Below are 13,680 nucleotides of genomic sequence, written 5' to 3' on the forward strand. Positions count from 1 at the left end.
TGCATTAGCCGCCGTTGATGTAGCAGTCGAGCAGGCCGTCCGAGATGTGAAGATCGTGTGTGGATTCGCGGAGGCGGTCGGGCCAGTCGGAGTCGGTGCGGAGAGCGCCCACTGCGGTTTCGATCGCCGGCGTGGCGCCCCAGATGGCGTGCGTGCGGGCGTCCAGGTCGCGTTGGTCGCGGCCCCACCAGGCGTTGACGTGACCGAGTTGCTCGGCGAGAGTGCCGCCGGGAATCACGCGTCCATAGAGGGACGTCCATTCGTCGGTCCGGGTGTGCCTGCCCGCGTCGGGGGAGGCCTGATGCGCTTCCTGGAGTTCTTCCAGGACGAGGCACCAGCGGTAGGGCGTGGCGAAGTATTCGGACTCGTTCGCCGTACAAGGGAGGCCGTGAAAAGCGCCCGTGAGATGCCCGGCCAGTCCGGTGGGGGCGCTGCGGGCCGCGACGGCGGCGTCGACGGCGTGGGAGATAGAGCAGTCGCGGAGTCGCGCGGGCAGGCCGTCCAGCACGGACAGGGGTGGTCTGGGAGTACCCCACCCGGTCAGGTGCGCGGCCGCGGCCAGCTCCGCCCACAGGACGAGTTCGGGACGCTCGTCCAACGCGCGCTGCGCGGTGCGCATGTCGCGGAGGGTGCAGGGGGAGTCGCGGCAGTCCGCCCCGCAGGTGCCGCTCCGGGGCCTCACCAGGACGCGGGGGGACGCGACCGGCGCGGCCTTCTCCAGATGGGAGCCGTCCGGCATGCGGACGAGGTGCGGGTAGTCCATGCCGTCGGTGAACACGGCGCCCTCGCCGGGCGTCAGGGTGACCAGGTACTGCGACTGGTCGTCGGTGATGTTCATCGTGGCGCCGACCGCGTCCCGGTCGTCCTTCGCCGGCAGCCGGTGGACGATCTTGACCGCGGTGTTCTTGATCACGTCCGGGACGAGCTTGGACGGGATCTGCTCCGCCACGATCAGCCCCTCGCCGTACGCGCGGATCTCCGCCAGGAGGCTCGCGAACGTCTCCACGGCGTGGGACGCGGGCCCGGCCTCCTCGCTGCGCCGCAGCAGCCGGTGCGCCTCCTCGAACACGCTCAGATGCCGCAGCCCCGCCGGACCTCCCTGGCGCTGCCGCATCCGCAGGTGCTCGACCAGCCGCACCAGCACGGTGCCCATCAGGAACGCCTTGTCGCGGTCGTCGCCGACGTCCTCGATCTCCAGGACGACGTTGCGGGCGAGCAGCGCGTCGAAGTCGATCGGGTGGCCGCCCTCGAAGAACCGCCCGGTGGTGCCGAGCCGGAGGCTGGACAGCCGGACGCGGATGAACCCGCGGACGTTGTCGGTGATCTCCTGGCCGTAGCCGATGTCGGTGACGACCTGCTCGGCGGTGGCCTGCAGGTCCGCGAGGGTCGGGTAGCGGGGGGACGACCCGGGGATGGACGGCTCGCCGAGCGCCAGGTCCCAGCCGAGCCGCTCGTAGCACCGGGTCAGCGCGGCGGAGAGCACCTGCGGGAACGGTTCGTCGGCGTCGAACGCGGCGAGGAACAGCGCGCGGAGGAGGTCGGCGTGGGTCTGCAGCGGGAACGGCCGCCCGTCGGGACCGGTGGCGGGTTCGAGGGGATTGATCCCGGCGGCGATCGCGTCCGCGTCGCCGGGGCGGATCGCGACGACCTCCGCGTCCGGGAGGCGCGCCGCCATCAGCCGGTACTCCGCCTTGGCCGGCTCGACGACCAGCCACGGCAGCCCGGCGTGCGAGGCGGCGGTGAGCAGCGAACGGACGGTCTGCGACTTGCCGGCGCCGGTCGCGCCGCACACGAACGTGTGCCGGTTCAGGCTGGACAGCGGCAGCGACAGCGGCCCGACCTCGCGGCGGTTGCGGTCCAGGACCCGTCCCAGCGGCACGCCGGCCGCCGGGCCGGACGCGCCGGCCACGACGTCGAACTCGGGCGTCACGTCGAACTCGGGCCGCATTGCGAACCGGACGCCCGCGACCTCCCGGACGGGCGGGCGGGCCAGCGCCGCCACCAGCTGCGTGCTCGCCTCGAACGGCCCGTCCGCCCCGGGGACCAGCGCGTACGGCAGCCGGCTCAGGTCGGCCGACGCGCACACCAGCGCCGCCACCCGCGCTGCGGCCCGCGGCGTCGCCGCCCCCGCCATCAGGTGCACCCGCCACAGGCCGGATGTGGCCGCCTGGCGCAGCTCGCGGTGCCGCCGCTCCATCCGGACGGCGGCGACGGAGTCCTCGGGCGACAGCTCCGCCATCGACTGGGCGCGCTGCTGCCGGTCGGCCAGGTCGTCGGCCAGCCGCTCGGTCTCCGGACCCGTCACGGGCTCGGCGACCAGCATCCAGGCGAACGGCTGCATCCAGACCGACAGCAGACCGTCCTCCAGGGACGGCCTCGCGGGCTCGTCGGGCGCCCCGTCGTTCGCGAGCGGGCCGTCCACCAGGAGGCCGTCGGCGATGGCGCCGATGCCGACCCAGTGGGCCATCGAGTCCTCCGCGATCCCGTGCGGGAGCATGACGCCGCGTCCGCCCGCCGGGAGGCTGAGCGTCGCCGACGCGCCGTCACGGTCGGCGAGGAGCCCCTCCCCGCCGACGAACACCTCCGTCGGACCGGACGCCAGCGCGCGCCGCCACCCGATCAGCACCGGCTCCCCGCCCGCGTGGTACGCCGACACGAGCGCGGCGAGCCGCTGGTCGCGCCACTCGTCCCGCCCGTCCGCCGCGTCCCGCCGCGGAACCTCAAGCAGCCGGCACACCGGCAGGCCGCGCACCGCGTCCCACATGATCAGGCGTCCCAGCGGAACAGGTTCTGGAACAGTTCGGCCTGCTCAAGGGCGTCGTCCAGCGCGTTGTGGGTGTGCGGGCGGCCGGACAGCAGCGCGGCGGGCATCTGCCGCTTCGTGGATTGGGCGACCATCGCCCCCGCCTTCGCCGCGTAGAGGCTCTTGATGTCCAGATGACGTGAATGCCCGAACGGCGAGCGCGACGTGAACCGCATCCAGTACCAGTACAGCCACATCCAGTCATAGGCGAGCGGGTACGCCACCAGGACCGGCAGCGCACCGTCCGACGCGGTCTTGACCCACGCCGCCGCCGCGTCCATCGCCTCCGCCGGATCGCGGCCCTCCCGGACGAGCCGCCCGCGGTCCAGCCCGCTCACCTCCAGCGCCTTCGGGTCGAAGTCATCGCTGATCGGCTTCAGCTCCGCGTAGAAGGTCTTCTCGGACGGGTCGGGCGCCGTGAACCGCGTCCCGTCGAACGTCCCGCACACGGCCATCCCGAAGCTGAGCATCGAGTACGGCCCGGGAATCGGCCCGTCCGCCTCGACGTCGACCGAGACATAGGACTCGATTCGCGCCATCTCCGCCGTTCCTCCCCGGCCCGGCGCCCGTCGACGGACGGCCGCGCCACTCCACGGCCCGTCGCGCTCCACGGCCCCGTCCCGCTCCACCATCACGGGCAGTCAGGCTATTGAGCAAGCCCGCCATTGGGAAGGCCGATTCGGGGCAGAGGGCCTGACAAGTTCCCTGTCAATCTGCTTGGGTTGTTTGCGCATCGCCGCGCATTCCCCGCAGGGCGTGACGATCGAGTCGGCACCCGAGCGGAACGGGGGTTCACCGTCGTGATGGGCGGACGGGTCGATCATGAGGGACTGATGTCGCGCCGTGAACGGCTCTTCAGCCCCGAACCCCGCCTCGGCTGGGTGTTCCGGGACCGCTGGTGGTTCCTGCGGCCGTTCCCCGAGCCGCCCCCGCGGCAGCAGACGCTGCCGGACTACCTGGCCCGCCGGGTCGCCGAGACCGAGCGGCTCGCTCAACGCCGGTTGAGCCGGACGTTCCCGGTGAGCGGCGGCATCGGCGCCCTCCTGCTGCTGTTCGCCGCCTGCTCCGCCGGCGGCTCCGCGGGGGACGCCACCGTCCCGATCGGGTCGCTGCTCCTCGCGGTCATCGCCGCGGGGCCTGGCACGGCGCTGACATGGTGGGCCGTCCGGCAGCGGCAGCACGCCCGCCAGGCGCACGAACTGGCCCAGCAGCAGATCGCGAACGGCTACCAGGACCAGGCGCGGCAATGGCAGTCGCGCAAGCACGCCCACGACGCCGCAGAGCGCGCGCGGCTCGACGGCCTGCCCGAATGGGGCGCGGCCCCGCGGCCCGGTCGCCGCCTCGACGTGTTCGGCGGGACGCTGTGGGCGTGGGAGGCGCTGCTCACGACCTACGGGACGTCCACCCTCGCCGTACAGCCGTTGCTGGTGCTCGACCTGTCCCGCGAGGTCGTCAGCCGTGAACTGGTCGAACTGTCCCAGGCCGCCTGGATGGGGGTGGACGTGCAACTGCTGCCCAGCCGCCAGGCCTCGTCCACCATCCTCAACGACATGTCGCCGCAAGACCTCGTGGACGCGATCGTCGAATCCATGCACGGAGGCACCCCCGACGCCGCGCGCGCGGAACGCAGCATGGACGACCGCATCCTGACCAAGGTTTGCGAAGCCCTCGGCGACACCATCACCCTCGGCCGGATCGGCGCGGCCCTCCGCGCCCTGATGGGCGAACCCGACGACGGGGACCTGCTGACCCGCGAAGAGCGGCGGCACATCGCGAGCGACCTGTTCACCGTCGAATACCGCCGCCAGGCCCACGCCGGCCTGTCGCGGATCGAGTCCTACGTGCACCCGCTGGAGAACCTCGGGACCGAGCCGTCCAAGGACGGCGTCGGCTACCTGACGTGCATCGCGCTGGACAGCCAGGCCCGCAACGTCCGCTCCGAACTGCTCACCGACCTGGTCGTCCAGTGGGTCACGCACCGCATCACCGCGTCCTACGACTCGACGCCCGCCGTGGTCGTCGCCGGCGCCGACGAACTGGCCCGCCGCCACCTGGAACGGCTGTCGGACGCGTGCGAGCGGCGCGGAGTCCCGCTGACCCTGCTGTTCCGGCGGCTGCGGGAGACGTCCGCGGAGATGATCGGCGGCGGCGCCGTCGCGTTCATGCGGCTCGGCAACCACGAGGACGCCACCCGGGCCGCCGACTTCATCGGACGTGACCACCGCTTCGTCCTGTCGCAGATCACCAAGAACGTCGGCGGGAACGAGTCCCACACCTCCACCGACACCCGCGGCGAGGGCGACTCCGACACCCGCAGCACGAGCCACACGACGGGCACGTCCCGCAACTGGGGGACGAGCCGCTCGTCGGGCACCAGCTACTCGGGCGGCGAGATGTTCGGGCTGTTCCCCGACCGCTCCACCTCCTACCAGCGCGGGCGCAACCGGGGCGGCGGCACCAGCACCAGCGACACCGAGGGGATCGCCACGTCGACGTCCCGGAACTGGTCGGCCGCCTACTCCTACGCCGAGGGCACCAACTGGAGCGACGCCGACACCACCCAGCGCGTGTACGAGTACGCCGTCGAGCCGGTCTCCCTCCAGCACCTCCCGGACCACGCCCTGCTGGTGGTCGTGTCGGCCCCCGGCGGCGGCCGCACCGTCACCCCCGTCGAATGCGACCCCGCGATCATCACCCTGGACCGCGTGACCACCGGCCCCCTCCCGGACCCGCCCCCGCCCCGGCAGGCCGTCCCCGGCCCGGCCCCGGCCTCGCACGGCCCGCTGACGCAGCAGCCACCCTCATGGGCCGCGCCGCCCGCGCCGCCTCCGCCGCGGGCGCCCCTGGCGTCCGACCCGGGTCCGCCGCCCGGCCGGCGGACCGGCCCGCGCCCACCCGACGACCCCCGGCCGGGACCGCCACCGCTCTTCGGCGGCAAGGGCTGACCCCCGGCTCAGCCGAGCCGCCGCCGCAACCCCTGAGCCCGCCGGACGAGCGGCAGCGGCAGCCCGTGCGGCTCGTTCTCGATGCGATGCTCCACGGCCGCGACAAGTTCGGCGCCGAACCCCAGCCGCACGGCCGCCGCGTCCGCCCGGGCCTCACCGCGCCCGCCCGGCAGGCGCGCGGCCCACGCCACGGCGAAGGCGACCGCCGCGGGCAACGCCACCACCACCGTGACCACCGCGGCCAGGACGGCCAGGAGGAACACCGCCACGAAACCGATCGGCCGGTGCCAGGCGACGGCCCGCTTCCACATCGGGCCGATCGGGGACCACGACCAGCGCAGCACCCGCCACAACGCGCGGCTCGGCAACGTGACCTGCGCGTGGACGAACGCCGGCACCGCCCGCCAACCCAGCAGATGCCCCAGCTCATGGGCGAGCACGGCCTCCAGCCGCCAGGGCGGCAGTGAACGCGCCGAATGGGACGTGACGGCGACGGTCCGCCCGAACGGCGCGCACGCGTTCAACTCGTCCGACTCGACGACGACCAGCCGATACGCCTCGGCCCCCGCGCGCCGCTGCACGTTGCGCCACGACTGCTCCAGCCGGCCGCGCTCGGCGTCCACCGGATCGCGATACCCGTAGGCACGTGGAGCGGCCAGAGGCGCGGCCAGCAGAACCGCCCACACGGCGACCACCGTGACCGCACCCCACACGGGCCAGACCATGTGCAGCCCGGCCGCGGCCGCCGCCACGAGGACGGCCTCAGCCGCCACGACCAGCCCGACCCGGCCCCCCGCCCCGCCCGACCGCACCTCAGGCGACCGCCCCGGAGGCAGAAACCGCCCCACCTCACCCGGACCGTCCGGCGGAACCTGGAGTGCCCGGCCCCCCTGAGCCACGGGGACCGGGACCTGCCCCGTCGGACCGCTGACCGCCGTGGCCTGCGACGCCGCCCCCGGCCCGGCGACGGGCGGCGCCTGCGGCGACGCGGGTCGCGCCCAGGCGCCGAGTGAGGGCGACGACCGGCCCGATGGCTGACCCGGTGAGGATTCGGGGTCCGCCTGTGCCTCCGGCGTCATGGGCGGCGGGGCGGGGGAAGGTGCGGGCCGGAGCGGCGGCGCCTGCGGTGACGTGCCCGGTGACGCGGGCCGCGCCCGGCCGCCGAGCGAGGGCGACGGCCGGGGCGGCGATGGTTGACTCGGCGAGGATTCTGGGTCCGCCAGTGCCTCCGGCCTCGTGGGCGGCGGGGCCGGGGTAGGTGCCGGCCGGAGCGGCGGCGGCTGGGGCGTTGGCTCTTGCGGTGCTGGAGCCTCGGGGGCGGGGGCCTCGGGTGGTGGGGCCGGATGAGGTGCGGCGTGGATCGACGGTGCTTGCGGTGTCGACTTTGGCGGCTGGGGCGTCTCGTGGGGCGGCGTTGGGCGCGTCGATCCGATGAGCGGCGGCGGCCGGGGTGGCGCGGGTTCGGGTGGCGCCTGCGGTGGCGGCGGCCGCTGCGGCTCCGGTGAGCTGGGCGGTGGAGGCGGAGCGGGCGTGGGCTGGAGCGGCGGTGCCTGCGGTCCGGGGTCTTGGGGCGCCGGGGTGGTGGGCGGCGCGGCTGGGGGAGGGGAGGGGCTTGGCGCGGGTGGGGACGGTCGGGGTGGGCCGCCGGGGCGGCGGCGGGTTCGGGAGCGGGTTGCGAACGGGCGCGACTGGTCCGTCCAGGTTTGTCCGTCCCAGTAGCGTTCGCGGCCCATCCACTCTGGATCTGGGTACCACCCAGGTGGTGCGCTCACCGGAACCCTCCCGTCAGGATCAGCTCAAGGCTTGCGCACGTCGCGACTCAGCGTCAACGGAATGGTCACAGCTTGGGGGTGAAGGGGCGGCGGTGGGCGGGGTCGTCGGGGTCGGCGAGGCCGTGCAGGGCGGTCTCGACGAGCTCGATGCCCTCCAGGATGGCGACCAGGCGGGCGCCTTCGCGGCGGTAGGTCTCCAGGACGGCCTCCACGCCGTGCGGCGGGACGGCGTCCCCGAGATCGACGCGGGCGGTGCGGAAGCCCTCGCGGGCCGCCTCGACGGACGCGGCGACGTGCTGGCGGGCCATGCGGGCCAGGGCGATGGGGTAGCGGCGCAGGACGCCGTAGCGCCGGTACTCGGGCGGGACCAGCTCGAGCAGCCAGGCCATGGCGGTGTCCTCGAAGCGCTCGGTGCCCGGTGGGTGCACCTGCGAGGGCCAGCCGGGCGGAACGTAGGTGCTCACGCGGTCAGGATAACCCGCCTTCGAACCTATGTTCGATACAAATCGGACACGATTACTCCACGGGCGGGGTGCGGCGGATGCGGATCCTGCCGGAGTCCAGGTCGTCGCGGGAGGAGCCCGAGCCGGTCTGCTCGTGGTCGTCCTGGCGCATGATCTGCTGCCGCTCCTGCTCCTCGACCTTGACCTTCTTGGAGCCCTCGAACGCGGAGGCGAGGTCCTCGAACATGCCGCCGCCGAATCCGGCGCCGGTCTCGCCGTCGCCGCGAATCGCGCCCATCAGGGACGACCTGCCGGTCCCGTCGCGGGGCCATTCGACGATCTCCTGCTCGGCCGGCTCGGGGCGGTTGCCCATGGCGCGGCCCTTGACGCGCTTGCGGCGGCGAAAAGGTGACTTCACACACTCTCCAACGCGATGAGTGTCCAGATTGATCCCGGCGGACATTCAGGTCCCGAACGACCACCGGGTGGGAGAACCGGTGAAGTCTCCCTGGCGGAGCCCGAACGCCGTCTGTGGCCGCACCGCGACGGTCGCGTTCACCTCGGGGTCCAGGAAGTCAACACGATATCGGGTGGCGTACTTGGAGTTGACCAGGTCGATGAACCGTTGGAGGTCCTTTTGCTCGGTCAGGACCTCCGCGATCCCCTCGACGACGACCGGGTTCTCCGCCTCCTCGGTGGTCACCACCACCCGCGGGTTCGCCCGCAGGTTCACCATCTTGCGGGACGGAACGGCGCTGCTGAACAACAGCGCCTCACCGGACCAGGCTCCCCACACCGGCATGGCGTGGGGGCGTCCGTCCGGCCGGACCGTGCACAGCCAGAAGTTGCGCGCGGCCTTCAGCCGTTCCTCGGCCCAGGACCACGGAAGCAGGCCGCTTCCCTCATCCGGTCCCGCGATGCCGTAGCCGGGCATGTACGGACGTCCGGCGGTGGGCGCGTTGGCTGCCGTGGGCTCGGTGGGCTCCGGTTCCGCGGCGGCGCCGGAAGCCGACATGGCTTTCTCCCCTCGGTCGGGTCGTCCCTCGTCTGCTGTCCCCCGGCCCATCGTTTCAGACACCGGTGCCTCGTGGTGACGCTCGGTGGCTCGTTGGGAGCGGCTCGGCGCGGTAGCCTGCGGGACGTGCGTCTATCCCATGTCATCACGGCTCTGGAGGAGCTCTATCCGCCCGCGTGGGCGGAGTCCTGGGACGCCGTCGGCCTCGTCTGCGGCGACCCGGATCAGGAGGTCGGCCGGGTGCTGTTCGCGGTCGACCCGGTGGCCGCCGTGATCGACGAGGCGCTGGAGTGGCACGCCGACCTGGTGGTCACGCACCATCCGCTGCTGCTGCGCGGGGTGCACTCGGTCGCCGCGACCACGCCGAAGGGGCGGCTCCTCCACCGGATGATCACCAATGGGGTGGCGCTGCACACCGCGCACACCAATGCGGACCGGGCCGATCCCGGCGTCTCGGACGCGCTCGCGCGGGCGGTCGGCGTCACCGGTGAGCTGCGTCCGATGGTCCCCGCCGACGACGACTCGCGCCGCGGCCTGGGCCGGATCGGGGAGCTTGACGGGCCGGTCACGCTGCGGGAGTTCACCGGACGGGTGGCCGCCGGGCTGCCGTCCACCGCCTGGGGAGTGCGGGCGGCGGGCGACCCGGACCGCACCGTCCGCACCGTCGCCGTGTGCGGGGGCGCCGGCGACTCCCTGCTCGACACCGCGCGCGCCGCCGGTGTCGACGTCTACCTCACCGCCGACCTGCGGCATCACCCGGCGTCGGAGTTCGTCGAGCAGGGCGGGCCCGCCCTGGTGGACGCCGCGCACTGGGCGACCGAGTGGCCGTGGCTCGCCGACGCCGAGCGGCGTCTGGCGGCGGCCGCACCGGAAGCGGGCAAGTTGGAGACCCGGGTGTCCACGCTCGTCACCGACGCGTGGCGCCTCCACGACGAAGGAGCACTTTGAAAGCCGCACCGCAAGCCCAGCTTCGCCTGCTCGACCTGCAGGAGCTCGACGCCTCGCTGGACCGGCTGGCCCACCGCCGCCGCACCCTTCCCGAGCTGGCGGAGATCGAGCGGCTGGAGGGACGCCTGACCGAGCTGCGCGACGCGATCGTGTCGGCCGAGACCGAGGTCGGCGACCTGCAGCGGGAGCAGAAGAAGGCCGAGCAGGACGTCGACCAGGTCCGCACCCGCGCCGACCGCGACCAGAAGCGGCTCGACTCCGGGCAGGTGACGTCCGCCAAGGACCTCAGCAGCCTGCAGGCGGAGATCGAGTCGCTGCAGCGCCGCCAGTCCGACCTGGAGGAGGTCGTGCTGGAGATCATGGAGCGTTCTGAGGAGGCGGAGGGCAGGGTCGCCGCGCTGCGCGCCGACAAGTCCGCCGCGCAGGACGAGCTGACCGCGCTCGCCGAGCGCCGCGACGCCGCCCGCAAGGAGATCGACGAGGAGTCGGGGACGACGAGCGCCGCGCGCACGGCCGTCGCCAAGGACGTCCCGGACGAGCTGCTCGCCCTCTACGAGAAGCTGCGCGGCCAGTTCGGCGGCGTCGGCGCGGCCAAGCTGTTCCGCGGCGCCTGCCAGGGCTGCCATCTGGCGCTCAACACCGTCGACCTGAACACGATCCGGGCCGCCGCCGAGGACGAGGTCATCCGCTGCGAGGAATGCCGGCGGATCCTGATCCGCACCCCCGAGTCGGGCCTGTGAACGCGGTTGCCGCGGGGCGTGGGGGGTCGTCCCCTCACAGGGGCGCGGGCGCGGGCCGGAAGCTGGTCGTCGAGGCGGACGGGGGGTCGCGCGGCAACCCCGGCCCGGCCGGGTACGGGGCCCTCGTTCGCGACGCGCTGACCGGGGAGGTTCTCGCGGAGGTCGCCGAGTCGATCGGGCACGCCACCAACAATGTGGCGGAGTACCGGGGCCTGATCGCCGGGCTGACCGCCGCGTCCGAGATCGACCCGTCCGCCCGCGTCGAGGTCCGGATGGACTCCAAGCTCGTCGTGGAGCAGATGTCCGGACGCTGGAAGATCAAGCATCCGGACATGATCCCGCTGGCGCTGCGGGCCCGGGAGCTGGCGGAGGATCTGGGCCCGGTCTCCTACGGCTGGATTCCGCGCAACCGCAACGCGCACGCCGACCGGCTCGCCAACGAGGCCATGGACGCCGCCGCCCGCGGCGAGCACTGGGTCCGCAAGGTGGAGGAGACGCCGGGGGAGCCGGAGCCGCCGCCGTCCGGCTGGGTGCCCCCGTCGTCCACCCCGTTGACCACGGTCCTGCTGCGGCACGGTGAGACGCCGCTGTCGGCCGAGAAGCGCTTCGCCGGGACGGGCGACGTCCCCCTCACCGCGAACGGCCTCGCCCAGGCCCGCGCCGCGGCCCTCGCCCTCAAGGACCGCGGGCTCGACGCGATCGTCACCTCGCCGCTCGCGCGCTGCCGCGACACGGCCGCCGAGGTCGCCGCCGTGACCGGGCTGGACGTCCGCGTCGAGGACGGCTTCCGCGAGACCGACTTCGGCGATTGGGAGGGGCTCACGTTCGCGGAGGCGGGCAAGGGCTGGCCCGCCGAACTCAAGGCGTGGCTGGCCGACCCCGAGACCGCGCCGCCGGGCGGGGAGAGCTTCGCCCACGTCTCCCGCCGCGTCCGCACGGCCCTGGACAAGCTGAAGGTCCGCCACCGCGAGCAGACGGTGCTGGTCGTCTCGCACGTCACGCCCATCAAGCTGCTGGTCAGGGACGCGCTCGGCGCACCGATGTCGTCCGTTTACCGGATGCACCTGAACGTGTCGGCGCTCTCGTCCATCGACTGGTACGCCGACGGCCCCGCGACCCTGCGCTTCTTCAACGACACCCACCATCTTCCGGCCTGACCGCAACCGGTCTTCCGTAGCCGCCCGCGGCGGCCTACCCTCCACGCAAGGCACCGTGACCTGGGGAGGGATCGTGACCACGAAGATCCTGCTGGACGAGTCGAGGCTCCCGAGCCGCTGGTACAACGTCATCCCCGACCTGCCCGCGCCGCCGCCCCCGCCCCTGCACCCGGGGACGCGTGAGCCGCTCGGGCCGGACGACCTAGCGCCGCTGTTCCCGATGGACCTCATCGCCCAGGAGGTCTCCGGTGACCGCTTCATCGACATCCCCGAGGAGGTCCGCGAGGTCTACCGGCTCTGGCGTCCGACGCCCCTCATCCGGGCGCACCGCCTCGAACGGGCCCTCGGCACGCCCGCCCGCATCTACGTCAAGTACGAGGGCGTCTCACCCGTCGGGTCCCACAAGCCGAACACGGCCGTGCCGCAGGCGTATTACAACGCGCGCCAGGGCGTCCGCCGCCTGACCACGGAGACGGGCGCCGGCCAGTGGGGGAGCGCCCTCGCGTTCGCGTGCGCCCAGTTCGCCCTGGAGTGCGAGATCTGGATGGTGCGCGCCTCCTACGACCAGAAGCCGTACCGCCGCTCGATGATGGAGCTGTACGGGGCGCGGGTGCACGCCAGCCCGTCGCCGCTGACCGCGTCCGGCGCGAAGATCCTCGCGGAGGACCCCGCCTCGCCCGGCTCCCTCGGCATGGCGATCAGCGAGGCCGTCGAGTCCGCGAGCCCGGACGACACCCGCTACGCCCTCGGGAGCGTCCTGAACCACGTCCTCATGCACCAGACGGTGATCGGCGAAGAGGCCCTCGAACAGCTCGCCCTCGCCGGAGACGTCCCCGACCTGATCGTCGGCTGCACCGGCGGCGGCTCCAACTTCGCCGGCCTGTTCTTCCCGTTCCTCCGCGAAAAGCTGCAGGGCCGCATGAACCCGGCCATCCGGGCCGTGGAACCCGAAGCGTGCCCGTCCTTCACCCGCGGCCACTACGCCTACGACTTCGGCGACACCGCCGGCTTCACGCCGCTTCTCAAGATGCACACCCTCGGGCACGACTTCGTCCCGGACCCCATCCACGCGGGCGGCCTCCGCTACCACGGCATGGCCCCGCTGCTGTCCCACATGTACGACCTCGACATCTTCGAAGCCGAGGCCAAACCCCAGCGCGAGTGCTTCGAGGCCGGCGTCCTGTTCGCCCGCACCGAGGGCATCGTCCCGGCCCCCGAACCCACCCACGCTCTGGCCGCGGCCATCGCGGAGGCCCGCCGCTGCGCCGAGACCGGCGAACCCAAGGTCATCCTCACCGCCCTCTGCGGCCACGGCCACCTGGACATGGCCGCCTACGACCGCTACCTCTCCGGCCAGATGGAGGACCACACCCTCCCCCAGTCCCGCCTGGACGAGGCCATGACCACGCTCCCCTGAGCCGGGAACAACACGGGACCCGCTATCGTCTATGTACGGCGGACGAGTCGGCCGGACGGCCGCGTCGGGGAGCGATCCCCGTCGAGGAAAGTCCGGGCTCCACAGGGCAGGGTGGTCGGTAACGCCGACCCGGGGTGACCCGCGGGACAGTGCCACAGAAAGCAGACCGCCACCGGTCCGCCGGTGGTAAGGGTGAAACGGTGAGGTAAGAGCTCACCAGCGCCCACGGTGACGTGGGCGGCTCGGTAAACCCCACCCGGAGCAAGGTCAAGAAGGGGCCCCGCAAGAGGCCCCGCGCAGGCGCCCGAGGGCGGCCCGCCCGAGCCTGCGGGTAGACCGCTGGAGGCCGCCGGCAACGGCGGCCCGAGATGGATGGCCGTCACCCGCCGCCCCTCGCAGGGCGGCGGGCACAGAACCCGGCTTACAGGCCGGCTCGTCCG

At 73.3% G+C, this 13,680-nt stretch carries 11 protein-coding genes, 1 other RNA gene and 1 pseudogene; 6 read left to right on the forward strand and 7 right to left on the reverse strand.

The window, feature by feature from the left end; all coding sequences use genetic code 11:
* Window positions 1-4: 4 nt before the first annotated feature.
* Window positions 5-2,764 (reverse strand): ATP-binding protein, encoded by a 2,760-nt coding sequence (locus AB0C35_RS21130; RefSeq protein ID WP_358458298.1) that lies wholly within the window; start codon window positions 2,762-2,764, stop codon window positions 5-7.
* 2 nt (window positions 2,765-2,766) lie between these two features.
* Entirely contained in the window at window positions 2,767-3,342 is a 576-nt protein-coding gene (locus AB0C35_RS21135) for an exonuclease (protein ID WP_358458300.1), read from the reverse strand.
* Between the two features lie 294 nt (window positions 3,343-3,636).
* Between AB0C35_RS21135 and AB0C35_RS21140 the strand changes: the two genes are divergently transcribed.
* Entirely contained in the window at window positions 3,637-5,748 is a 2,112-nt protein-coding gene (locus AB0C35_RS21140; RefSeq protein WP_358458302.1) for a hypothetical protein, read from the forward strand.
* An 8-nt stretch (window positions 5,749-5,756) separates the two neighbouring features.
* On the opposite strand, the gene AB0C35_RS21145 is transcribed toward AB0C35_RS21140, so the two are convergent.
* The 5 genes and pseudogenes from AB0C35_RS21145 to AB0C35_RS21165 all read right to left on the reverse strand — a co-directional run bounded on the left by AB0C35_RS21145 (window position 5,757) and on the right by AB0C35_RS21165 (window position 8,978).
* Window positions 5,757-6,521, reverse strand: a complete 765-nt coding sequence (locus tag AB0C35_RS21145) for a M48 family metalloprotease (RefSeq protein WP_358458459.1) — start codon at window positions 6,519-6,521, stop codon at window positions 5,757-5,759.
* A gap of 906 nt (window positions 6,522-7,427) precedes the next feature.
* Window positions 7,428-7,520: pseudogene (locus AB0C35_RS21150) on the reverse strand (DUF2510 domain-containing protein); the annotation flags it as partial.
* 65 nt (window positions 7,521-7,585) lie between these two features.
* Window positions 7,586-7,984, reverse strand: a complete 399-nt coding sequence (locus tag AB0C35_RS21155; RefSeq protein ID WP_358458304.1) for a hypothetical protein — start codon at window positions 7,982-7,984, stop codon at window positions 7,586-7,588.
* A gap of 52 nt (window positions 7,985-8,036) precedes the next feature.
* Complete coding sequence (locus AB0C35_RS21160; protein WP_358458305.1) at window positions 8,037-8,381, reverse strand: DUF6191 domain-containing protein; 345 nt, start codon at window positions 8,379-8,381, stop codon at window positions 8,037-8,039.
* 45 nt (window positions 8,382-8,426) lie between these two features.
* Window positions 8,427-8,978: a pyridoxamine 5'-phosphate oxidase family protein gene (locus AB0C35_RS21165; RefSeq protein WP_358458306.1), complete on the reverse strand. Its 552-nt coding sequence runs from the start codon at window positions 8,976-8,978 to the stop codon at window positions 8,427-8,429.
* Window positions 8,979-9,104: 126 nt separating this feature from the next.
* On the opposite strand from AB0C35_RS21165, the gene AB0C35_RS21170 reads away from it, so the two are divergent.
* The 5 genes from AB0C35_RS21170 to rnpB all read left to right on the forward strand — a co-directional run bounded on the left by AB0C35_RS21170 (window position 9,105) and on the right by rnpB (window position 13,680).
* A complete protein-coding gene (locus tag AB0C35_RS21170; RefSeq protein WP_358458307.1) occupies window positions 9,105-9,926 on the forward strand; it encodes a Nif3-like dinuclear metal center hexameric protein in 822 nt (273 codons plus the stop codon).
* Window positions 9,923-10,666 carry a C4-type zinc ribbon domain-containing protein gene (locus AB0C35_RS21175; RefSeq protein WP_358458309.1) on the forward strand — a complete coding sequence of 248 codons (744 nt, stop codon included), beginning with the start codon at window positions 9,923-9,925 and terminating at the stop codon, window positions 10,664-10,666. The genes AB0C35_RS21170 and AB0C35_RS21175 overlap by 4 nt, the downstream gene beginning before the upstream one ends.
* On the forward strand, window positions 10,663-11,823 hold the full coding sequence (locus AB0C35_RS21180) for a bifunctional RNase H/acid phosphatase (RefSeq protein WP_358458311.1): 1,161 nt from the start codon (window positions 10,663-10,665) through the stop codon (window positions 11,821-11,823). Before AB0C35_RS21175 ends, AB0C35_RS21180 begins: the two co-directional genes overlap by 4 nt.
* 73 nt (window positions 11,824-11,896) lie before the next feature.
* A complete protein-coding gene (locus AB0C35_RS21185) occupies window positions 11,897-13,240 on the forward strand; it encodes a TrpB-like pyridoxal phosphate-dependent enzyme (RefSeq protein ID WP_358458313.1) in 1,344 nt (447 codons plus the stop codon).
* 43 nt (window positions 13,241-13,283) lie between these two features.
* Window positions 13,284-13,680: RNase P RNA component class A (rnpB, locus tag AB0C35_RS21190), an RNA gene on the forward strand.

The sequence above is a fragment of the Spirillospora sp. NPDC048819 genome (genome assembly GCF_040650055.1).
Taxonomy (GTDB): domain Bacteria; phylum Actinomycetota; class Actinomycetes; order Streptosporangiales; family Streptosporangiaceae; genus Spirillospora.

Excerpts from the sequence above, each read along its gene's own strand:
- AB0C35_RS21130 (WP_358458298.1), bottom strand. The coding sequence starts at position 2,764 with ATGTGGGACGCGGTGCGCGGCCTGCCGGTGTGCCGGCTGCTTGAGGTT.
- AB0C35_RS21135 (WP_358458300.1), bottom strand. The coding sequence starts at position 3,342 with ATGGCGCGAATCGAGTCCTATGTCTCGGTCGACGTCGAGGCGGACGGG.
- AB0C35_RS21140 (WP_358458302.1), top strand. The coding sequence starts at position 3,637 with ATGTCGCGCCGTGAACGGCTCTTCAGCCCCGAACCCCGCCTCGGCTGG.
- AB0C35_RS21165 (WP_358458306.1), bottom strand. The coding sequence starts at position 8,978 with ATGTCGGCTTCCGGCGCCGCCGCGGAACCGGAGCCCACCGAGCCCACG.